Genomic DNA, 22,986 nt, shown 5'->3' with positions numbered 1-22,986 from the left:
CTAACTATTTTTCAAAAAAATTAGCCCTCTTGATCGAAGCGAAAAAGGCTGCTTACTGTTGCGACTACGTCGCAAGTACAGGGAAAGCCATGATTTTTCTGTCCCTGGGCGCAATTCGGACTAAGCGTAATTCTACTGGCTCGATAAGAGGCCTCCTGAAATCATGATGCAGATGAGACAGGATATCCATTTAGAAAAGATATCCATTTAGAAAAGATATCCATTTAGAAAAGATATCCATTTAGAAAAGATATCCATTTAGAAAAGATATCCATTTAGAAAAAACGGCCGATAATTTAACAAAATAAATCACCTTCCCGGTACAAGGGGAAGTGTGAAGGTCATAAAAACGGATTATCCGGAAGGTCGGAATAATCCTGACTATATTTAATTCTTGCTTTTCATGCTTTCTTTTTCATAATGAACCCTGTTCCCATTAAAATCCCTGCTACAGCCAGGAAGAATCCAAACCCGGGTGTATCTTCATAATCTTCTTCCGTGCCGCCAGTGCTCGGATCCGAAGTTTCGTCTTTTTCTTCATTGGAGCTGGTTGACCCTTCAGGTTGTGGGCTGCTGCCTTCAAGGGTAATTATTTTTCCCACATTAACTACAGGAGACTCCGAATATACTTCTCCCGAGTACTTGTCAAGGTCCAGGAAATTTGCTTTGCAGGCGGGTATTTTGATTTCCCCTTCTTTATTCATTTGCATAATATACGTGATGGTTTTCGAGCCACCGTTGCTTTCAAGAACCTGCTTAAAACTCGTTTCCCCGCTAATAAGTTTAGCTTCTGAGGGCACGGTATCGGTCACTGTTACACTGGCATCAACATTTCCGGTGTTCTTTGCAGTGACCGTTACAGTAAGTTTGTCTCCGGGATTTAGCTGCTGTCTGTCAACGGTTTTCGTAATTTCAATATAGGGGCCGTAAATGGTTATCTTTTCCGAATTATCTGATTCCACCTGTTCACTCTGCCCGTTTGAAAGGGTAAAAGCAGCTACAGTTTTTGGGAAAGTATATTCTCCGGGTCTTTCCGGAACAAGAGTATACTTGAAGACGTCTTCAGCTGTTTCTCCAGCCTTCAGAGAAAATGTCTTATCAAGTGTGGCATCTTTTTGGAGATGCATGTTTGAAACAATCGAATCTTTAAGTACGATATTATTTATGTCACAGAGCCCTCTGTTCCTGACTGTAACCGATACGGGCACATTTTCTCCCATATGCCGTTCTTTTATAAAGTTCTTTGAGACGATAAGGTCCCATTTTTTCTCTATTTTTATGATTTTGTATCCGGTATGCTCGTATTTCTTGCCTCTTATATCTTCACAGGTTGTTTTTACACTTATGTTATAATCAGTATCTTCCCACGGGGTGGAGGCTTTGAGCGTCAGGCTTATGGGCTCAACGGCTTCACCTTTAAGAATTTTAGTATATGTATACTTTGTTTTTCCATTGAGCACTTCCAGACCGGCGGTGTCAACAGTCAGCACTACATTTTGAGCCTTTGCTTCTCCATCGTTTTTAACATTTATAGTTACATCTATTCTGCTGTCACCTGTTAATTTTGAGTCATAGGTATCCTTTTTAGTTTCAACATCTATGTCAAAACCCGGTTTTCCCCTTAAAAGAATATCCAGTTCAGCATATGGATTCCATTTCCCTGTCTTGAATTCTTTTCCGTCCTTTGTGATGACTTCATAGTTGGGGTCCACTTTCTGGGCATAAACCTTTATTTCGTCATTATATTCAAATTCCAGGCCTGCTGTAAGAGGAGAAGTCTTCAGTTTTTCCCCATCTTTCGATATGGATACAAAAACCATCCCATCTTCATTAAAATCTTCTGCTTTTACATCATAACCATCTACGTTTATCGTCTCCCCCCAGTAAAGTTTTGCTCCATCTTTTTTCTCCACCCATTCAATGTTATCTGCCGCAGAAGCAGTCATTGAAAGAATGGAAAAAATACAAACGGCAAGTAACCCAATCAGTACAATCTTTTTATCCATGGTTTCCTTCCTTGATTTTGATACTGAATCTCTCGGATTCGGGCACCGGAAACGTATATTTTGCGCTTCTGTAAAATTTGCGGCTTTTTAATATTATAATTATGTTATGAACAATATTTTACAAAAGTTGTTTGATTACAGCCGTATTATATTTATGCGCAGTACATTCCCCGCCCCAGAATACCCCGCATGAATCAATTATTTTCAGACCCATATTTCCAGTTTATTTTTTTATAATGCAAATTTTATTACTTTCTTTGAGTGATTTGATTTTTATTCATTTTATTTCAGAGAACCCGAACTTTTCTTTCGATAAATCTCTATAAGAAATTTCGTTAAAATCTCTATAAAATATCTTCATATATCCTATTTTAATTTTTGCTAATGTTGGCAGTTACACTTAACATTTTACACTTAACATTACTATCCTGTTTGACCCTATCAATCCAGGGCTGGAATTAAATGCCATAAACACTTAACCTGAATTCTGATCGAAAAAAACTGGTAATTTTAATTTCCCAGCTTCGGAGACATTTCCATGAAACTTTCTAAAATAGTGCAGGTGCTTGAAGAAATAGCTCCACCTGAGCTTGCAGACGACTTTGATAAAGGCAGGATTGGTTTGATCCTTGGGCTTAAAGACGAAGTAAGCAAAATTGCAGTTGCTCTGGATGCGAACTCCTGCGTGCTACAAAAAGCTGCAGAAATTGGGGCAGACATGCTGATTACCCATCATACCCTTATCTTCCATCCTGTAAACGTGATTTCAAAGACTCTGGCTGCTTCTCTTAAAATTGCCCTTGAAAACGAGATATCCCTTTACAGCATGCACACAAACTATGACAGGGCTGAGGGAGGAATTAATGATGTTCTTGCAGCCAGTCTGGGCCTCAAAAATATCACGACACTGGAGCTTGGTAGAATAGGAGAGATTGAAACCTGTTCTCCCTCCGAACTGGCAGCCCATGTTTCGGATTGCCTGCAGACTCCTGTCATGTACGCCGGGGATAGGCAGGAGATCAGCAGGGTTATGGTTGCTGGAGGAAGCTGTTTCAGGAAAGAATTTCTCGAAATAGCCAGGGAAAACGGAGTTGACGCTTTTATTTCGTCAGAACTTAAACATGATGTTCTCAGAGAGTATGAAGACCTCTGCCTGATTGACGCAACCCACTATGCTACTGAAAACCCGGGTATGAAAGCCCTGTGCCCCAGATTATGTGAGCTTCCTGGAATTGAGGTTGAATTTATTGACCAGCCTTCAGGGCTCAGAGCTGTTGACTTTGGATCCGACATGGATGGAACTGTGCCTGATACAAATGAAGAAACGAATGACTGTAAACAAAAAGAGAATGAGAAGGACTCACTTGAGTTTATGCTCGAAGAACAGTCAAGAAACCAGATTCGTTCGGATTACAGGCGCAGCCTGGGCAGTGAGAATCGAAGAAGATACCTCGAATAAGTTCTTAACCGGTGATACTTTATCAGTAGCATCTCAACTTCATAATTTCAATCAATTTTAACTTCATGAATTTATAGAACTCAGGTAGTTCTCAAAATGCCTTCTCAAAAGGCTCGTTTCTTTTATTTCGGGCAGAGAGGACATTATTGTCTCAAGATAGCCATATTCTCTGAGAAGGGAATAAGTTGCAGGGAAATTTATGTCAAAAACCCAGCTCAGGCGGAGTAATTTTACGTCATTTCTGTTTTTCATATCCGCAATTTTTGCCATCCTGTTATTAAGAATTTCTGATACTATGGGTTCTGAATATCCCCCCGTATCCGGCAAATATAATTCTAGTGCCGGATTCAGAGACCTGTTTTCTTCCGAATATTCTTCACTGGCAAGCCGCAGGATATCTATTTTATCGGCATCCCTTATCAACCTGCAGAAAAAATAAAGTTTACTGTGCTTTTCTATACTCTGCGGGATTTCCATCATGTTGTGACATTCTATAGATTTGAGAATGAGACCCTTTTCTTCTTTTGAAAGGCGGGAGAGGACTTTTTCTTTGTTTAGAATTTTCACGCTCAGAAATGCATGATTTTCGGATTCTGAATCTTTAAACGTTTTATATTTCATGAACTGCTCAAAACGGCCCAGGTCATGAAATAGAGCTATTGTTTCGGCAAGCATGCAATCATTTTCGCTTATTTTCTCAGATTTTGCAAGTAAAAGAATATTTCCACAAACCCTGCCGGTATGTTCAATTTTCAGTTCAATGTTTTCCTGAATGAAAAGGTCAGGAGAAGAAAATTGAGTTACGTATTCAAAAAACCATTTCCGGAAAAAATCAAGGTCTTCTTTTTGCATGTTTTTGCAATAGGTAATTTTGAAGTATATACTTTGTGTATATCTTGTTAATTTTATACTGAAAAGCTTTTTGCTGTCTTAATAACAATACTACTTGCTCCGGGCAAGAAAGAGGGATTATAGTCTCCTTTAAGATAAAAACCCTGTAATTATATCGTAAGTTATCTATTAAATTTAAAGATCACAACTCGACCATTGATATGCAAACTTTGCGAAACTGTCTGTTATGAAACCGGTATTTTTATGTATATTTAATATTCAATTGATAATCGAACACATTTAAAAATTAAGCAGTTACATGAGATTTGATTTAACTATCATACAAATCTAATCTGACAAATTACAAATCTAATCTGACAAATTACAAATCTAATCTGACAAATTACAAATCTAATCTGACAAATTTAACCATTACATTAAATATAAGTTAATAATTAAATGAGGTATAAAATCAACTCCCATATCAGATTTAACTCTCATATCAGAAGCAGTCGTGTCACAAAGTAAAACCCTGAATGTTATGGAAACCCTGTATATTCTTTCATAAACTGCATAAATTATATATTGGAGAAACCCCTCAAATTAAGTAGATAATACTGAAAAATTGAAGAAAGAAATCCCGTTTGTACGGGGCAGATTATCCTGGGGGAGCATAAGAAATTTGATTCGTTACTTATTTGTATAGCCATTTATATCTCCGGATGATCCGCGTGCATCAGGTACTTTAGTACATATCAGAGTGATACATATTAGATATCTTAGTCCATATCAGAATGATACATATCAGATATCTTAGTACACATAATAGTGATACATATAGGATACCTTAATGATACTGACAAACAACTATAATAAATTTCCAAAGGAACTCATTATTATAAATCGGGGTATTTAATGAGCTCAATTAAAAAAATCTGCTTAATCGTATGTTTTCTAAGTATTCTGGCTTTTGTTTTATCCTTTACTTCAGGTTTTTTACCTGCAGCAGGAGCAGCTGAAGCCCAGAAGAATCTAGAAGGAGAAGAGGTGCCTGCCGCTTCCACCCGTGATGAAGTACTTTCTCAGCGACCGTCTTCTGTAGAAGGCCTGTTAACTAAAGGTAATGATCTTTATTCCCTTAAAGAATATGAGCTTTCTATAGGATGCTTTGAAAAAGCACTTGAAATTGAACCTAACTCATCAATGGCATGGTATGGGAAAGGCTGTTCCCTATCTGCTCTTGAAAAGTACGAAGAATCAATTGCCTGCTATGACATGGCTATAGAAACCTTCCCGGTTTCTTCCGAAAGCTGGTATAAAAAAGGTGACGAGTACCTCCAGACAAAAAATTATATAGAGGCAATTAACTGTTACGAGAAAAGCCTGGCAACAGACAATTATCTCTCGAGGGTATGGTTCCAGAAAGCAACTGCTTCTGAGAAGCTCGGCCTTGACCAGGAAGCTTTAACCTCTTATGATACTTCGATTCAATTTGGGACTAACTCTTCAAAAGCTTTACAAATGCAGGGTAAAGCATACGCCCAGCTTGAGAACTATGAAGAAGCGATGAATTGTTTTAACAGAGCTCTTAATGTTACTCCTGAAGATTTCGAACTCTGGAATCAGAAAGGAATAATGTACGATTTTTCCGGAGATTATGAATCTGCAATAGAATGTTACGATCAGGCTATTTCTCTTAACCCTGACCTTGTAGAGGCGTGGTATAATAAAGGCATGGACCTTGAAAGGATGGAAATGTATCAGGATGCCCTGACCTGCTACGAATTTGTCCTCCTTTCAGAGCCTGAAAATCTCAGTGCCCTTCAGAAAAAAGGGCTCTGTCTTGAGCAGCTTGGCAGAAATGAAGAGGCTCTGCAGTGCTATGATGAGATCCTTGTTTACAGTCCTGATAATACAGAAGCATGGTACAGCAAGGGTTCCGTACTTAATGCAATGGGGCAGTATGATGCTGCAATAATCTGCTATGATAGGGCTCTTAATCCTGATGCGGGAATTGAAATCCAGGAAGCTGGGGACAGCCTCCTCGAAAGTCTCAAAGCTTATGACTCTTCATTACCTGTTTATTCTGAAGTCCCCGAGTTTAAATCTCCTGCAGTCAAAATCTGGTACGATAAAGGCCTGGCTTTTGACAAGCTTGGAAACTACGAATCTGCCCTTGAGTGTTATAATAAGGTTCTTGAGACAGAATCCGATCATGCAATTATCTGGTATCAGAAGGGACTGAACCTTGACAGGCTTAACAAGTCTGCAGAAGCAGTTGAATGCTATGATAAAGCCCTTAAACTGGATTCCGGATATGCTAAAGTCTGGTATAAAAAAGGATATGATTCTTCAAAGCTTGGGAAATACAAAGATGCCGTAAAAAGCTATGATGAAGCTATTGACCTTGATGAGAATTACACACTTGCATGGTACGGCAAGGCTTTTGCTCTGGCAAAGATAGGAAGATACGAAGACTCCATTGTTTGCTATGATAGGGTTCTTGAAGTCGCACCTGATAGTGCGGAAATATGGTACAATAAAGGTCTTCTTCTTGATGAGCTCGGAAGATATCAGGAAGCTTCAGACTGTTACAGCCAGGCTCTCCAGATAAACTCCAATTATTCCGTTGCTCGTTTCAGATTGAATAAGGATATAGAAATGCTGTCCGGGAACTTGACTTCCATATCGGCTAACAATAAAAATACAAATATCAATCCTCAGAAGGCAATTACAGGAGGCTTCTGGTCTTACCTTTTAAGCTATAAATATGCAAGCCCTGATGATAACACGGAGATTTCAGGGAGCATTAAAGACCTGAGCCCGGAATTCGGTTACGATGAAGCATGGTATGGCAAAGCTTCAACATACAGCAAGCTTGAGATGTATGAAGATGCGCTTCATTCTTATGATATGGCTCTTGCAATCAATCCAGTACGTACTGAGGCATGGTATGAGAAAGGCTCTGCCCTTGACAAACTGGGAAGAAGTGAGGAAGCTCTTGAGTGTTACCAGAAAGCCCTGGATATTGATCCTCAGTCGAGTAATGCCTGGTATGGGATGGCTTCCACATCGAGTGATCTTGGGAGGGCTGAAGAAGCAATTGCTTACTATGACCAGTTGCTCAAGCTCAATTCAACTGACTCGGAAGCTCTCCAGGGGAAATCTCTTGCTCTTGCAAGCCTTGGAAGATATGATGAAGCAGTTGCATGCTTCAATCCTCTCCTGGAACTTGAGCCTGAGAACGTGGAGGCTCTGGAAGGACGAGCTTTTGCTCTGGCAAGGTCCGGAAGACCGGAAGCCGCGCTGGAAGACTATGATGTTATTATGAAGCTTGACCCCACCAACTCTAAGGCGCTGTCTGAGAAAGCTTCTCTGCTTGAAGAGCTTGGCAGATATGACGAAGCTGCTTCAACATATGGAGAGATTCTTGAAATTACGCCTGAGAATAGAGAAATAATGTACAGGCAGGGTAAAGCTCTGGAAGCGATGGGAGATTTCGAGGCTGCAATTGCCTGCTATGATAAGATCCTTGCCCTTGACCCAAAAAATATTGATGCTATTAATAACAAGGGCTTTGCTCTCTCTAAAATGGAGAAATATCAGGAAGCGCTTGCAACCTATGATAAAGCTCTTGAATATGATCCGGATAATCCGGCGGCCTGGTATTTCAAAGGGTGCGCCAATTTCGCAATAAGCAGTAATAATGCTGCCCTTGAATGCTTTAACAAAACAGTGCAATTAAAGCCAGACTGCATAACTGCATGGTATAATAAAGGATATCTGGCTAATGTATTGGGAGACGTTAACGAGTCAATAAACTCCTATGAAAGTGCCCTTGAAATTGATCCAGATTCACCTTCTGCACTTTACAATAAGCGCTTTTCCCACTACCGCATAAAGGAATACGATGAAGCTTCGGTATGTAAAGCAAAACTTGATTCGCTGGATCCTGACTTTGAGGCGGCTCTGCAAAATAGGGGAACCCGCATCTTCATTCCGCAAACCTATAGAGGTAACCTTGATTATCCGTTGCCTATGAGATGGTACGGCGGTGAGGATAACGTTTCTCTAAATACCAGCACAAACATGACTCAGGTTTCTCCGGAATTAAACAATACTTCCTCTGAACCTGAAGAGGAATATGAAGAAGCTTATGAAAGCTATACTGAGCCCGATGAAGAAGGGTACTGGTATATTCCTGAGCCTGACGAAGATCAGAATAACGAGAGTCCTGGAAATGAGGGCCAGAAAAAAGAAAATGATACTGATAACTGGTATGTCCCTGAACCTGATGAGATTTAAAGTACTTAACTGAAAATTAACTGAAAATTAACTGAAAATTAACTGAAAACAAAAATTTTCGGTATGCATGAAACTTACAAGCATACCGAGAAACATTTTTAATAGGTCAGATAAATTATTTATGTCAATAAATTTTTAATGTTTTTATCTGCTGTCCTGAGAGGGCCATTACAGGCCGTAAAATAAGTAATGTTTTTCGAAGTTCAGTGTCCTGCTTTTTCCCAGTATTTCTCAGCTTCTTCTTCCATTTCTTCGAGCCTGTCGTAATAGTCAGGAAACTCGTTGAGATGGGCCAGAGCAATCTTTCCTGTCATTATGGGGTCATCGTTCGTGACATTTGTTGCGGGATCTCTGGTTCCGTGTTCCAGCTCCACGTCCATGCCTCTGCGGAACTGGTCAACATCGAATTTGTCCCAGGTTATTCCAAGTTTTTCCCCAACGGTCTTTGCTTCTTCAGCAGTGAAACTTTTAGTTGTCAACATTATCACTCCGAATTATGGTTTGATATGTTTTGATACTTAAGTTTTGTTCTCTAAACTGTTTTTTTCAGCTTTTATTTCAAAAAAAGGTTCTGATTTTCGCCTGAAAAACCGACTCCTGCCGCTAAAGGGCATATTCTGTCATCATATTTATCTTATCCAGGAAGATAGAGATGAAAGATAGCATGTCAGAAAAAGATCTTTTACTCATAAGACGAGCCATTGAACTTTCTCTTGAAAGTGTGAAGAGAGGAGGGGGCCCTTTTGGTGCCGTAATAGTGAAAAACGGAAAAATAGTTTCGGAAAGTTACAATCAGGTCACTTTGCATAACGATCCTACCGCCCATGCAGAAATTGGTGCTATAAGAGAGGCAGCCCGAAAATTGAATACCTTTGACCTGAGCGGGTGCAGCATTTATGTTTCCTGCGAGCCCTGCCCCATGTGCCTTGGTGCCATTTACTGGGCAAGGATAGATAAAGTCTTCTTTGCCAGTACAAGGTCAGATGCTGAAAATATAGGTTTTGACGATTCCTTCATATACGAGGAAATTTCGCGCCCTATGAATGAAAGAAAAATAGATTTCAAACAGCTTCTCAGGGAAGAAGCCCTTGAAGCTTTCAGGGCCTGGGAAGAATCTGAAAATAAAATCGAGTACTGAACCTCTCTGTACATAAATTTAACTTAATTTTTCTATGCAGGAAAACTGATTTCTTTGATAAGGACCATAATTACTATTGGGGTATCACATTCAATCACGGAAGATTTCTGTTCCGGGTCAATAATGCGCGTTTCTGGATAACTTCTTAACAACATCACTTAACTTTAAATGTGATGCAGTCCTTACTTAGTTCAGACAATATTGAGAGGGGATTAGGGGAATATGCCTGAAGATAAAAACAAATACATCCGCTGGTTTGAGGAGACAACTATCGAGGACATCCCGACGGTTGGCGGAAAGAATGCTTCCATAGGGGAAATGTACAGGGAGCTTACTTCAAAAGGGGTCAGAATACCTAACGGTTTTTCAGTTACTGCCAGTGCTTACTGGCATATGCTGGAGACAGGTGGAATTCTGGAGAAGCTTAAAAAAACAATGGAAGGGCTTGACACTTCTGATGTATCTGACCTCGCAAAGAGGGGAAAGGCTGCAAGAGACCTGATTCTTGATGCAGGAATTCCGGATGACATCTGGCAGGAGATCAAAGGGGCTTATGACCGCCTCTGCGAACAGTATGGAGAGTATACGGATGTAGCTGTAAGGAGTTCGGCAACGGCTGAAGACCTTCCAACCGCTTCTTTTGCGGGGCAGCAGGAGACTTATCTGAATATACGAGGCTATCCCGGGCTCAAAGACGCCTGTATACGCTGTTTCGCTTCCCTTTTTACGGACAGGGCTATTTCCTATCGTGTAACCCATGGATTTGACCACTTCAAAGTGGCCCTTTCCATAGGAATAATGAAAATGGTCAGGTCTGACCTGGCATCAAGCGGCGTAATTTTTACTCTTGATACGGAGACCGGTTTCAGGGATGTTGTTTTCATCACGGGGGCTTATGGGCTTGGAGAAAATATTGTTCAGGGACAGGTCAATCCTGATGAGTTCTATGTATTCAAGCCAACTTTCCGCGAAGGATATAAACCGATTATCCAGAAAAAACTTGGAAGCAAGGAAATTAAAATGATCTACGGCAGGGGAGATTCAAAAGTCCTTACCCGGAACGTGGAGGTCCCAGAAGCTGACAGGCAGCGCTTCTGTATCAATGATGAAGAGGTGCTCAAGCTCGCCGAATATGCAATCGATATTGAAGACCATTACTCCAACAAATACGATGAATCCAGGCCAATGGATATCGAATGGGCAAAGGACGGAATAACAGGAGAACTCTTCATAGTTCAGGCAAGGCCAGAAACCGTTCAGTCCCAGAGAGAAAAAGATGTGCTTGAAACGTATGTCATCGAAGAAAAATCTGAAGTCCTTGTAAAAGGCAGGAGTGTCGGAGACAGGATTGCTTCCGGAAAAGCCCGTGTAATCACTGATGTTTCTGACCTTCCCTCTTTCAGGCCCGGAGAGATCCTTATCGCGGACACTACCACTCCTGACTGGGAACCGGTTATGAAAACCGCAGCCGCTATTGTCACAAACAAAGGAGGCAGGACATGCCATGCTGCAATTGTCAGCCGGGAACTGGGGATCCCTGCGGTTGTAGGGGCTGAAAACGCCACCGAAGTCCTCAATACAGGGAGGGAAATTACTGTAAGCTGTGCTGAAGGAGAAGACGGGCTTGTATACGCGGGTCTCCTACCTTTCCGGAAAAATACCGTCAGCCTGAAAGACCTGGAACGCCCGCAAACAGAGATCATGATGAACCTTGGAAACCCTGAAAGCGCTTTTTCCTTTTCCATGATTCCCAATGATGGGATTGGGCTTGCAAGGCTCGAGTTCATTATCACGAGCTATATTAAAGTCCACCCTATGGCGCTTGTGCATCCTGAGCAGGTTAAAGACCCGCGAGAACTCAGGGAAATAGAAAGACTGACCCGGGGCTATGAGAAAAAAGAAGATTATTTTATCAAGCAGCTTGCCAGAGGAGTGGGGATGATTACAGCTGCTTTTTACCCGAAGCCTGTTGTGGTCAGGATGAGCGATTTCAAGACAAACGAATATGCAAGCCTTTTAGGGGGCAGGTATTTTGAAATGGAAGAAAACAACCCCATGATAGGGTTCAGAGGAGCTTCCCGCTACTTTGATGAGCGCTACAGGGAAGGTTTTGCTCTTGAGTGCAGGGCTATGAAAAAGGTCAGGGATGAAATGGGCCTTAAGAACCTTATTCTTATGGTGCCCTTCTGCAGAACTGTTGAAGAAGCGAAAAAAGTCATTGCCGAGATGGAGAAGAACGGGCTCAGGCGCGGAGAAAACGGGCTTCAGATATATGTTATGTGCGAGATCCCCAATAATGTCCTGCTTGTAGATGAGTTCAGCGAGTATTTTGACGGCTTTTCCATAGGCTCAAATGACCTTACTCAGCTGACCCTCGGGGTTGACCGCGATTCAGAAATGCTTGCTGCAGAATTCGATGAGAGGGACCCGGGAGTTTTGAAAATTATGTCAATGGCGGTTCAGGGAGCAAAACGGAATGAAAGACACAGCGGGATCTGCGGACAGGCGCCCAGTGATTTCCCTGAGATTGCAGAATTCCTGGTAAAAGAGGGGATAGATTCTATTTCCCTTAATCCTGACTCTGTTATGAAAATTACTCTTAAGGTCCTTGAAACTGAAAAGGAGTTAGGAAAACGCTGAAGCTTTCCAGGGCACAGGATAGCCTGTTTTCAGGGTTGTCGGGGTTTTGACCATTGTTATCTGCTGAGGCTTGTCGACTGCCCCCGAATGTCTGTATGCTCTAAAAAAACATATATTAACTGTGATTCGTGCAACGCTGGATAATAAATATTCAAGATAATAAATATTCAAGATAATAAATATTCAAGATAATAATCATTTAAGTAAAAAAATACTGAGGGAGTATTGGCTATGAAGGAAACAAGTAGAAAACAAATTACCGGAACTAAAAAAGAGCCAGGACATAATCTATTTTTGAAAAGATGTCCTGAATGTCATTCTAAACTTGAAAACGACCTTTTCAGCGAATTTCAATACTGTACCGTTTGCGGGTACTGGACAAGAAAGGAAACTGCAAGACTTGAACCGCTGATGATTCTGGAGTGAGCAAGGATATGTTTGAACTTCCTTCAAAATGTGCCAGATGTGGCACACCCCTTAAAAAACAGGTAATCGGCTCGAACAACTTTTACTACTGCAGAAAATGTGGATGCACATTGTCAGTTACATCTTTCAGTATTTCCGCCCAGTCTTCTTCTGCCCAGGAAATAGTCAACATTCAATAAATATTAAACAAATGTGCAAGAAGAAGGAAATATCAGGAAAAAATGTACTGGTTAATAATTGGTTTCTGGATACGGTCACACTGTCCAAACTTTTTATGATTCGGGCCTTGTACCTGTTTTTTAATTCCTTACTCTCCTTTTTAAATTACTTTCTTTCAGTCGAATACCCCGCTAGCTTGCTGCGGGGATGAAAAACTTCCCCGGTAACCGTTGTTAAATAACTGATTTTATATCCTTAATCACCTTTGTACTGTTGATGGAATTACGACATGTAAACCATTGTGTATATAAAATAAGATATCACATGGTTTTTTGTGTGAAGTATCGTAAAAAACTTCTTTTAGATATAGAGCTTGTAAACTTTTTGAAAAATATATGCTTTGAAATTAGTGAAAGATACTGTTTTGAGTTTGATGCAATTGGTAGTGATGGTGATCACGTGCATCTTTTTGTTGGAGCTGAACCTAAGTATTCTCCTTCAAAGGTTATGCAAACTATAAAGAGTATTATAGCAAGACAGATCTTTAAAAAGTATCCTGAGATAAAAAACAGCTTTGGGGTGGTGAATTCTGGAGTGATGGAGGTTACATTGGAACAGTAGGAGACGGAACAACTTCCGATGTTATTAAAAACTATGTTCAAAACCAGGGAAACCAGGAAGAAAAAGAAGCATATCAACAAATGAAAATATTCGATTTTTGATAAACATTAAAACCAGAGCGCTGGCGCGGAACATACCCCGTTGCTTGCAGCGGGGTGCGCCAGTGCAAATTTGATTATAAGAAAAAGTTCTGCTTGAGTAATTAAGTGTAACGGGGATAATTATGCTTATCAGAAAAGAGACTAAAACGCGAACATTGGAAGACACAACATATTATTGTAAATGCGATATTTGCGGGAAAGAATTTCAAACCAGGTGGGGCGCTTCCTCATGCTGTAGTAATGACTGCTATAAGGTCATGAGTGAACAGAACAGGAAGGAAGCTATCAAGCGCAGTACACAGCGTAGGAAAGAACGCAGGGACGCAGTATGGGCACAATTGTCAGTTCAATATGTACTCACTGTCAGAAGCCTTTCAGGCCTCTTAGAAAGGATGCTTATTTTTGTTCCGATAAATGCAGGCAGGCAGCTTATAGAGAAAGAAAAAAAGATAACTAACTGTATAAACTTGAATATTCTTGTTTCCTTCTAATCCTCTGGACCAATTAACAGACTTCACAGAAGGATAGAGAGGCTTCTTATCCGGGTCGCAGTCGCACTTTCTCTTTTAGTATGGTAATCCCTTTCAGGCCGCCAAGAAAAACGACTCAAAAGGGCTTAGAATGATGGGTTATTTTCAGCAAAAAAGAAGAGAGTAAAGAAAATAATTATTCGGGGTTATGCACAATAACAGTAAGTTCCTGTCCATTGAACTTTTTAATTGATTACACTAATATAGTCAGGATTAGAAAATCTATAGACAAGGAATTCCTTGTCTATAAAGGGCTGACTTAAATAAGATCTATATGCATCGAATTTAATATTTTTTCTTTTATATGCGTTTTTGAATATGAGTCAAGGCATATACTCGATTAAATAACTTATGACCGGATCATTAAACAGTAACAATATTTGTAGGCAATTTATACTCTAAATTCACTTGAAAACTGTATTGCTAGAAAATCTGGACATAAAAGTTATAAAGGTATTAACAAAAAGGAATTTATGGAGTTTTAAAGTATTTTCCAGAATCACACGAACTCCATAAATACGCCCTAAGAGGCAGTTGTTATGTTTAGCTGTGCGAATATTTAAGCTTGCCTGCTTCTGCCTCCTGGGTGCTAAACAGGAGAAAAAATATGATTAAGAACAAACTAACAATAGGAGTAATTCTTTTGACGATGCTGGTTGGTATGGCATTTATACCAGCCGTAAGTGCACAGACAGAGGATAATTATTCTGTAACTGCTGATGAAGCCTTTGAGCATGCAAATACGCGTATTATTGCGCTTATAGTGACCGAAAACAACTCCGAAAAATGGGAAGGAACATCTATTGATCCCAAACCATTGGAGCTCTATGATATAAGCGGTCAAAAATTATACTATGAATTCTCAGTATATAATAAAAATACTTTAATTAGTAGAATCGACATTGGTGCTAATAAAACGCTGGGAAGTACACTCCGACGCATCGAAATTAATCCTAAACCCTATAACGTGGCTGAAGTCATGGAGAAGTCAATAGAAACCGCCAAAGCAAAATACCCAACTGGAAAAATCGTGTCGACGAATATGGTTGTATATGACTATCCTAACGTAGGGGCAATGACCACAGTAAAAGATAAGACTACTGGAGTTGAACATCGGATATTTGTAGATGCATACACACTTGAAGAGGTGCAAGACAAACCTGCAACTAAAACCGAACTTGGAGTCTGGTCGATGTATGAACAGGTATCAAAGGATAAAGTAGATGAAAATTTGAAAGATTGGCAAAAGAGTGAACAGTTTACTAAAAAATTAGAACAAGAAATAAATGATATCGGAATTGATATCGGTGAGCCAATTACTGAAGAAAATATCAAAAAACTAGGTAACAAACTAAATACCAGTTCAAAAGTGATACCATCACCATATAACTCAACAGTAATGCCCACAACAACAGATTCCTCAACAAAGGCACTACTCAGCGATTCAACACAAGTACTACTTGATGTTCCCTTATATGGTCAAGAAAAAAACTTTTATTGTGTTCCAGCAACTGCTAAAATGATTGCTGCATGGCATGGTTATTCCTATACTCAAGACTACATATACCAAAAAATGGGTGGGACAAATGGTGACGTTATCGGAATTGGTCCCACTAAGGCAGAAGAGTGGTATAAGTTATCTAGAAGTGAGGGAGGATTAGGGGCGACGAGGTCGTACAAAACTACTACTTTATCTTTTACTAAAGCGATGAGTGAAATTGACTATTATAGACCCTTCAATAGTATTACTTCGAGTCATTGTCGAGCTTGTGCTGGGTATTGGGTTTTCTATGATAGTGCAGATGACTGTTTACTTATTAATGACCCATGGAATGGTGGCACAGATTACTGGGAAGCTGTATCAGGTAGTCCAGAAGGTATGCGCATATATGTGATTTTCTGAGCTTGGAAAATACCGTCGAAGACCGAAATTGATAGCATGCGTATGAGGAATTTAACTCCTCATTTTTTTGAAACAGATATGGGTAATATTTACAAGGAAATTGTTATTTCTATTGTTTTTTTGAGAAAATTCTAATTTTAATGCAACAATTTACTACTTATCAAATGTCTAAAAAATATTTTTTATTGAACGTATTATCCGCAATTATAGTATGAGATAATATGTGTAAATCAATTCATAACATCTAATAATCACGGCACCCTTATGAAAGACAAACATTACTTGGGGATAAAAGATGAATAGTAAAATTATATCAACAATAGAGATTGTCATTTTTTCAAGTCTACTCTCATCTGTGGCTACATCCAATAAGGTACACAGGCAATATGATGTCATGAAAGTTTTGGGAATAATAGCACTTATGAATTTAATACTTGTAGGATGTGCAGGTGCTGCTCCCTTTGCCTACATTACTAACTACGACAGCAATAATATTTCTGTAATTGACATTGCAATAAATAAGGTTACATCCACAGTAGATGTAGGTGATCATCCTGCTGGAGTTGCAGTCAGTCCAGATGGGAAAAAGGTATATGTGGTGAATTCAGGCAGTAACACTGTATCTGTAATTGACACTTCCAAAAATAAAGTTATAGATACAGTGAAAATAGGAACCTATCCTCAAGAAATTGTGGTCAATCCAGATGGGAAAAAGGCATATGTGACGAGTTTCAGCAACAACATTGTTTCTGTAATTGACACAGAAACAGACAGGGTTATATCCACAGTAAACGTAGGAAACTTTCCTTCTGGGGTTGCAGTCAGTCCGGATGGGAAAAAGGTATATGTGGCAAATTCCGGTGGTGACTCAACTAACTTTACAGGCACGGTCTCTGTGATTGACACAGCCACAAACGCTGTTACAGCCACGATACATACAGGAAACAACTCAATTGGGGTTGTATTCAGTCCAGACGGAACAAGGGCATATGTGATGAACTCCAATATTTATCGTGACTCCACAGCTACTATTTCTGTCATTGACACAACAACAAACGAGGTTACAGCCACTGTGCCTGTAGGAAGTTATCCTCGTGGAGTTGCGGTCAGCCCAGATGGGAAAAAGGTATATGTATCGATACAGTTCCCTGGCGCCGATTCACTTACAGGTGCTGTTGATATAATTGACACAACAACAAACGAGGTTACAGCCACTGTGCCTGTAGGAAAGGCACCTGGTGGAATTGAAGTCACTCCAGATGGAACAAAGGTACTTGTGGTGAATTATGCGAGTGACACTGTCTCTGTAATTGATACAGCTACAAACAAGGTTATAGACGCAATGAACGTAGGAAAATATCCTGTTGAAATTGCCTTAGCGTATTTTATTGATTCTAATATGACTGACCAAAGCAAAAGGGCAACCTCCTATGCAACTGAAGGTACAGGAGCTGAAGAAATTAACTTGTCATCATCTGGAGAAAAAAACGCTAGCATATTCAATAATTTAAACAATAATAATTCTGATAATGGTAGTAACTCAAATGAAAACAAATCGAGTGAAATTAGCTCTGCTCCAGGTTTTGGGTTATTGGGAAGCTTGACCTGTCTTTATGGGGGATGGAAACTAAGGAAAAAATAATATGTAGATGAATAATCCCTCACCTGCAAGAAAAAGAGCGAAAAAAATGGCATTTTTCTTGCAGAGCCACGTTTTATAAAAAGGATAAATTAAGGCCTAGTACTTCAACCCACTTTCCGCAGGAAAATTTCAGATTTCATAATTTTTCCTGCTATCGATTTTGAATCTAACGTCGATTTATTGGACTTTTATGCATGGGGTAAAAGTAACTATGTGAGGTATTTAGAGACCAAAAAACGATATCAATCGATTTTTACCAAATTACGTTAATAGTCAAAATTCCTTAAATCTGTTCCAAAAACGCTATCAGGAAAAATGTTAAATTTCGAAAAAATACTGCGGAATGTAGGTTCAACCTGCACAGTAATTCTATTATCACAGCAGGGACATGTTGGTGAACTCTCGGGCTGGCTTACCTGTGAACCTGCCCGGGTTGCTGAAGTTTTGAAAATTCCATGAAGTCGAGCTCATTCACAGACTCAGTATGAAGCTTTTATGGAGTGCTAGTATCAACGATTTAAAAAAGTTTGTTAGGGAGGCTTAGAAGCCGTCAATAACCCAACACTTTAGTTATAGGCACAAAAAGGCAAAATTCGAAATAGCGGTAAACTGTCGAAACACTAATCTTATTTTTCGCGTCTTCTGTGAGTATTTGCGAAATCTCTTAGAGAGTTCGACCTTCGCTTTTGAGGTCTTTTGCTCTTGTTTCCAGGTCGTATTTAACGATATTGTTAATTCGCATGAGTTCCCCCGTTTTCCGAAAGATCAATTTAAGTATATGTTCGGGTTTCCATATCGGTTAAGCCTGTTTTGATGATGTTGTCTTCCCGCAAATATTCCGGAATTTTTTACAGTCGAATACCCCGCTAGCTTGCTGCGGGGATGAAAAACTTCCCCGGTAACCGTTGTTAAATAACTGATTTTATATCCTTAATTACCTTTATACTGTTGATGGAATTACGACATGCAAACCATTGTGTATATAAAATAAGATACCACATGGTTTTTTGCGTGAATTATCGTAAAAAACTTCTTTTAGATATAGAGCTTGTAAACTTTTTGAAAAATGTATGCTTTGAAATTAGTGAAAGATACTGTTTTGAGTTTGATGCAATTGGTAGTGATGGTGATCACGTGCATCTTTTTGTTGGAGCTGAACCTAAGTATTCTCCTTCAAAGGTTATGCAAACTATAAAGAGTATTATAGCAAGACAGATCTATAGCAAGACAGATCTTTAAAGAGTATCCTGAGATAAAAAACAGCTTTGGGGTGGTGAATTCTGGAGTGATGGAGGTTACATTGGAACAGTAGGAGACGGAACAACTTCCGATGTTATTAAAAACTATGTTCAAAACCAGGGAAACCAGGAAGAAAAAGAAGCATATCAGCAAATGAAAATATTCGATTTTTAATAGCCATAAAACCAAAGCGGTGGCGCGAAAATACCCCGTTGCTTGTAGCGGGGTGCGCCACCGCAACATTGATTCTTAAATTCATTTTTTCTTTTCCGGATTTTTACATTTATAGGAAGAAGCGTAAAACCTCGAAGTCTTTAGCTTCGTGAGATATAAGCGTCAACTTCCAAACTGTTACCCGTTATAGATTCTGTAAGTTATTAAGTATCTTCAAAACGTTTTTAATATTAGATTTTGCTGTCACCACAACCTCACAGTTCCTAAGAACGTTGCCGAATTTCAAAGCGAAAACCAAGCGAGGTAACGTTTGAACATCGGGGAGTTGGATAACAGGGCAAGAATCATCCTGAAGGGATCGGGATTAAGCCGCGGAAAGACGGTAGCTATAAGCATCTCAAGTACAACCTCACGCTCATATCTATTTCACCTTCGGAACGAGGGGCTAGAGCCTGCACGACTTGCCTCCAATGGGAGAAAGAATGACTCAGGAAGCCATTCAGTCTTTAGCTGAGTGGTAGTTCACCTGTGCTCAAATATTCTGGACTGGCTTTATTCAGGAAAATGTGTTTCAAGCAAGTTGAATAGAAAAAATATATGAGTTTTGGAACTCTATATGCAGTATCAATTTTAATAATTGCATATACCTGAAAGTAACATCAGCAGCAGAAATCCCTATATTAGCCCAGAAAACCCTATGTCTGATCCTCATGGTTGAAAAAGAAATAGACTACTTATGCAGTCAGTATGGCCTGAAACCGACAAATCTTTCCAAATTTACTTTAAAGCTCAATTTCCCTGACCCTGACCTGAAATATGGCTTTTCCGGAGAAGACAATTCTCTATACCTTCCTCTTTACCATGAATTAAATGTATCCAGTTCCCTACCCGGCGAAATGTTTTGCATGGTTTATATTCAGCTTATTCTGGATCCCGATAAAGTGAATTCCGAGTACCTTGCAGACTTTTTCAATAATCCTCTCGGTCTGAAAATCCGGAAAGGCTGGGAAGCCAGAGGCTTTGTTCTGAGACCTGAAACCCGGAACTCTGAAGAAGTTCAGGAATCTCAACAAACTTCTGCACTGAATAACCCTGCTCTGCTTTCTGGAAAGTCCGGCTTTTCAGGTATTTCATATCCTGTAACAGGTGAGACCTCATCTGAAAACGGGGATTCGATTTATAGTATCTGTCAGGGATCGGACGGAATGACTTATGTTCTTCCAGACTCCGCTTCTCCTGTTCCTGAGATTTTGTCATTTCCAGATCTGGACCTGGAATCACTTATGCACAGCAAACTCTATCTTCCTGACCTGCAGGTTCAGCTCGAAATCCTCAAAATCAAAGCTCTCACAAAAGAACTCATTTCCCAGTTAAATATTTTCGAGTGCAGGCTTTCGACATATCCAAAGAGCATGTCCCATATCCGCAGAAAGCTTGAACTCATACGTGAAGCAGTGAAGCTCGCAAACGATTCCGATTACATCCTTGAACTCATAAGGCGTGGAGAGAGTAAGAGGCTCGAGTTCAAGTCCACACTGCGTATGAACCTTATGACCGGAAAGCCTGACTGGAACATTCAACACGCAGTCCTGAAGACAATAGTTGCTTACCTGAACACAGACGGCGGTATCCTTCTGGTAGGCGTCTCCAATGACGGTGAGATCCTGGGAATTAAAAACGACGGTTTTCCTAACGAAGACAGGTTCCTCCTACATTTCAAGCAGCTTATAAAACAGCATATAGGCCTTAACTACTCTCCCATGATAGAGTACACTCTTGTGCCGGTGAATGGCAAAGAAGTCCTGGAAATTGCCTGCAAAAAAAGCGATGAGGCTGTTTTCCTGAAAACGGACAAAAACGATGAAGAGTTTTATATTCGTACAGGTCCTTCGAGCGAAAGGCTAACAGGAAGCAAGTTGATAGAATACGTTAACAGGCGGTATAACGGAAAATCTGATTGATTCGTCTTAAATTCCTGCCTGCAGGTTTTGTTAATTAATCCTTACCTGTTTATTCTATCTTATATCTCTGTTTGATTTTATCTTATATCTCTGTTTGATTTTATCTGATAACCCTGTCTGTTCAGCCTGTATCATGCATGTAGTGGAGTTTATAAAGTTCGAGAGTCCTGGTTCTCAAACCTGGATTACTGGGTGCAGTACATGTTGCTGTTTATAAGACACATTTTCAAATCAAACTCCTCAATTTAAATTGTGAGCCCAAATATATTTATTATTCCCGCAGCGGTCAGGTCAACTGCAAGAGCCGCAAGCAAAAGCCCCATAAGCCTTGTGAAGACCAGCATTCCATTGTATCCTATGAATTTGTGCAGCCTCCTTGAGAAAAGGAAGATAAACAGGCAAATAATGAATGTCAGTATTATTGAGGCAACTACTATTGCTTTTTGTTGAACACCTTCTGCCATGCCCATAATGACAATTACTGTGCTGATCGTACCGGGTCCTGTCAGAAGTGGAAGGCCTATAGGGAAGACCCAGATATCTTCCCTTTCCTGGGACTGAGTAATTTCTTCTTCTGTAATGCTCTCACGTGAGACCTTTGCGTGCATCATGTCAAACGCTATGCTGAAAAGCAAAAGACCTCCGGCAACCCTGAGGGAGTCCACACTGATGCTGAATAATTTAAGTATCATACTTCCAGTAATCGCAAAAAACAGGGCAATTACACATGCTAGTATGACTGCTTTTTTTGCGATATCGTTTTTTTCTTTGCGGGTCATCTTGCTTGTCATGGAGATAAAAGTTACAACTCCACTGATAGGGCTTACAACCACAAAGATGGATGAGAATACATAAATAAAAAATCCGAGATTTTCGGTTACCATTTTTTTCTCCTGTCCTTTTACGGACTCGAGATTTTATTCTTTATTTTATATAATTCTGTGTTTAGCTTTTGAATGTTACCGGAGTTTTATTGCTTGTCTTTCAGGATTGGAATATAAACCTTCTCTGGATTGGGATATACACCTTTTTCAGGCTGGAATATAAAAGTTAAACAATATTTTATGAGTTTTAGAATTTAAACTTTGCCAGACCGTGTTATTTAAGGCCATCCCGTCAAGGGTGACCAGAAAAGTTTCTCATTTTGAATAAGGTTAATGGATAGATACCGTAATTTATCCACTTTTCCCGATTTTTTTCTTTTAGGATCCAAAAAAAGTCGAAAGTTTTGCCTGCACAATTTTCTGTACTGGTTCTTCCTGTATGGTTTTTTGCAGCGGTTCTTGCCGCCGTTTAAGTTCTTGCAGCTTTTTAAGTTCATTTTCTTGTTGCAGACTATTTTTAAAAAAATCAGATATAAAACAGCCCTGGCTCTCCGGTTCTGGTAATTTCCTTTCTGAGATCAGCGAATTTCTGTAGTATTGCGTTGTCTTTTCCTGCCAGCCTCCCGGGAGAAGAAGGAACTTCATGCCTCTTTTCTTCCTGTTCCACTCCCATACTTCAGAGCGGTAAAAAATGGCTGCTAACTGGCTTGAGAGCTGGGCATACGGAACCTCTGGCCTGAGACTGTACATGAATTTGCCTATGCCGTTTTTTTCAGTCCCCATATACAGTTTTGCGGCATTATTTGCAAGGTCTTTCCATTCCCTGTCCTGCATGAATCCCTGGAGCCTGTCGAGGTTGTTGCAGCTAATTTTATCAATCCTGGAAAAGATGTCTTTCCTGAATTTTCTTTTTATGAAGATATTCCCCCGGCTGTCTATCCGCCAGTAAAAAGTTTTCTCTTTCTCTCCCAGGGTATGGGATAGAGACCAGGAGGCAGCCATGAAGAATAAATCAGATCCTGGATAT

At 39.9% G+C, this 22,986-nt stretch carries 16 protein-coding genes and 2 pseudogenes; 13 read left to right on the top strand and 5 right to left on the bottom strand.

Annotated features, from left to right (window positions below; all coding sequences use genetic code 11):
- Window positions 1-401: 401 nt before the first annotated feature.
- The gene (locus MSMAS_RS10660; RefSeq protein WP_048046551.1) at window positions 402-2,006 is read right to left on the bottom strand and encodes a BatD family protein; all 1,605 of its coding nucleotides are present in this window, start codon (window positions 2,004-2,006) and stop codon (window positions 402-404) included.
- Window positions 2,007-2,544: 538 nt separating this feature from the next.
- On the opposite strand from MSMAS_RS10660, the gene MSMAS_RS10655 reads away from it, so the two are divergent.
- Entirely contained in the window at window positions 2,545-3,465 is a 921-nt protein-coding gene (locus MSMAS_RS10655; RefSeq protein ID WP_048046550.1) for a Nif3-like dinuclear metal center hexameric protein, read from the top strand.
- Between the two features lie 63 nt (window positions 3,466-3,528).
- On the opposite strand, the gene MSMAS_RS10650 is transcribed toward MSMAS_RS10655, so the two are convergent.
- Window positions 3,529-4,317, bottom strand: coding sequence for an HD domain-containing protein (locus MSMAS_RS10650; protein WP_048046549.1), 789 nt, complete (start codon window positions 4,315-4,317; stop codon window positions 3,529-3,531).
- Between the two features lie 894 nt (window positions 4,318-5,211).
- Here MSMAS_RS10650 and MSMAS_RS10645 point away from each other — a divergent pair.
- Complete coding sequence (locus tag MSMAS_RS10645; protein ID WP_048046548.1) at window positions 5,212-8,601, top strand: tetratricopeptide repeat protein; 3,390 nt, start codon at window positions 5,212-5,214, stop codon at window positions 8,599-8,601.
- Between the two features lie 203 nt (window positions 8,602-8,804).
- On the opposite strand, the gene MSMAS_RS10640 is transcribed toward MSMAS_RS10645, so the two are convergent.
- Window positions 8,805-9,083 (bottom strand): DUF5661 family protein, encoded by a 279-nt coding sequence (locus tag MSMAS_RS10640; RefSeq protein ID WP_048038016.1) that lies wholly within the window; start codon window positions 9,081-9,083, stop codon window positions 8,805-8,807.
- A 170-nt stretch (window positions 9,084-9,253) separates the two neighbouring features.
- Between MSMAS_RS10640 and MSMAS_RS10635 the strand changes: the two genes are divergently transcribed.
- From MSMAS_RS10635 to MSMAS_RS10595, 11 genes and pseudogenes are all read left to right on the top strand, one after another.
- Complete coding sequence (locus tag MSMAS_RS10635; protein ID WP_015412753.1) at window positions 9,254-9,739, top strand: nucleoside deaminase; 486 nt, start codon at window positions 9,254-9,256, stop codon at window positions 9,737-9,739.
- Window positions 9,740-9,961: 222 nt separating this feature from the next.
- A complete protein-coding gene (gene ppsA / locus MSMAS_RS10630) occupies window positions 9,962-12,379 on the top strand; it encodes a phosphoenolpyruvate synthase (RefSeq protein WP_015412755.1) in 2,418 nt (805 codons plus the stop codon).
- A 231-nt stretch (window positions 12,380-12,610) separates the two neighbouring features.
- On the top strand, window positions 12,611-12,805 hold the full coding sequence (locus tag MSMAS_RS10625; RefSeq protein WP_048038018.1) for a hypothetical protein: 195 nt from the start codon (window positions 12,611-12,613) through the stop codon (window positions 12,803-12,805).
- 8 nt (window positions 12,806-12,813) lie between these two features.
- Complete coding sequence (locus MSMAS_RS19955; RefSeq protein WP_015412756.1) at window positions 12,814-12,984, top strand: zinc finger domain-containing protein; 171 nt, start codon at window positions 12,814-12,816, stop codon at window positions 12,982-12,984.
- A gap of 256 nt (window positions 12,985-13,240) precedes the next feature.
- Window positions 13,241-13,686 (top strand): annotated as a pseudogene (tnpA, locus tag MSMAS_RS10620) (IS200/IS605 family transposase).
- A gap of 122 nt (window positions 13,687-13,808) precedes the next feature.
- Entirely contained in the window at window positions 13,809-14,177 is a 369-nt protein-coding gene (locus MSMAS_RS18885; protein WP_011034635.1) for a hypothetical protein, read from the top strand.
- Between the two features lie 646 nt (window positions 14,178-14,823).
- A complete protein-coding gene (locus MSMAS_RS10610; RefSeq protein ID WP_011034636.1) occupies window positions 14,824-16,119 on the top strand; it encodes a C39 family peptidase in 1,296 nt (431 codons plus the stop codon).
- A gap of 295 nt (window positions 16,120-16,414) precedes the next feature.
- Window positions 16,415-17,761: a YVTN family beta-propeller repeat protein gene (locus tag MSMAS_RS10605; RefSeq protein ID WP_011034637.1), complete on the top strand. Its 1,347-nt coding sequence runs from the start codon at window positions 16,415-16,417 to the stop codon at window positions 17,759-17,761.
- A gap of 315 nt (window positions 17,762-18,076) precedes the next feature.
- The gene (locus tag MSMAS_RS18880; RefSeq protein ID WP_155395245.1) at window positions 18,077-18,220 is read left to right on the top strand and encodes a hypothetical protein; all 144 of its coding nucleotides are present in this window, start codon (window positions 18,077-18,079) and stop codon (window positions 18,218-18,220) included.
- Between the two features lie 492 nt (window positions 18,221-18,712).
- Window positions 18,713-19,108, top strand: a pseudogene (gene tnpA, locus MSMAS_RS10600) (IS200/IS605 family transposase); the annotation flags it as partial.
- Between the two features lie 776 nt (window positions 19,109-19,884).
- A complete protein-coding gene (locus tag MSMAS_RS10595; protein ID WP_011034639.1) occupies window positions 19,885-21,135 on the top strand; it encodes an AlbA family DNA-binding domain-containing protein in 1,251 nt (416 codons plus the stop codon).
- A gap of 245 nt (window positions 21,136-21,380) precedes the next feature.
- Here the strand turns inward: MSMAS_RS10595 and MSMAS_RS10590 are convergent, their stop codons facing one another.
- Complete coding sequence (locus MSMAS_RS10590) at window positions 21,381-22,019, bottom strand: MarC family protein (protein ID WP_011034640.1); 639 nt, start codon at window positions 22,017-22,019, stop codon at window positions 21,381-21,383.
- Window positions 22,020-22,337: 318 nt separating this feature from the next.
- The gene (locus MSMAS_RS10585) at window positions 22,338-22,961 is read right to left on the bottom strand and encodes a hypothetical protein (RefSeq protein WP_011034641.1); all 624 of its coding nucleotides are present in this window, start codon (window positions 22,959-22,961) and stop codon (window positions 22,338-22,340) included.
- Window positions 22,962-22,986: the final 25 nt, after the last annotated feature.

It is taken from the genome of Methanosarcina mazei S-6 (genome assembly GCF_000970205.1).
Classification (GTDB): Archaea; Halobacteriota; Methanosarcinia; order Methanosarcinales; family Methanosarcinaceae; genus Methanosarcina; species Methanosarcina mazei.
This window is presented reverse-complemented; position numbering and strand designations above follow the sequence as displayed.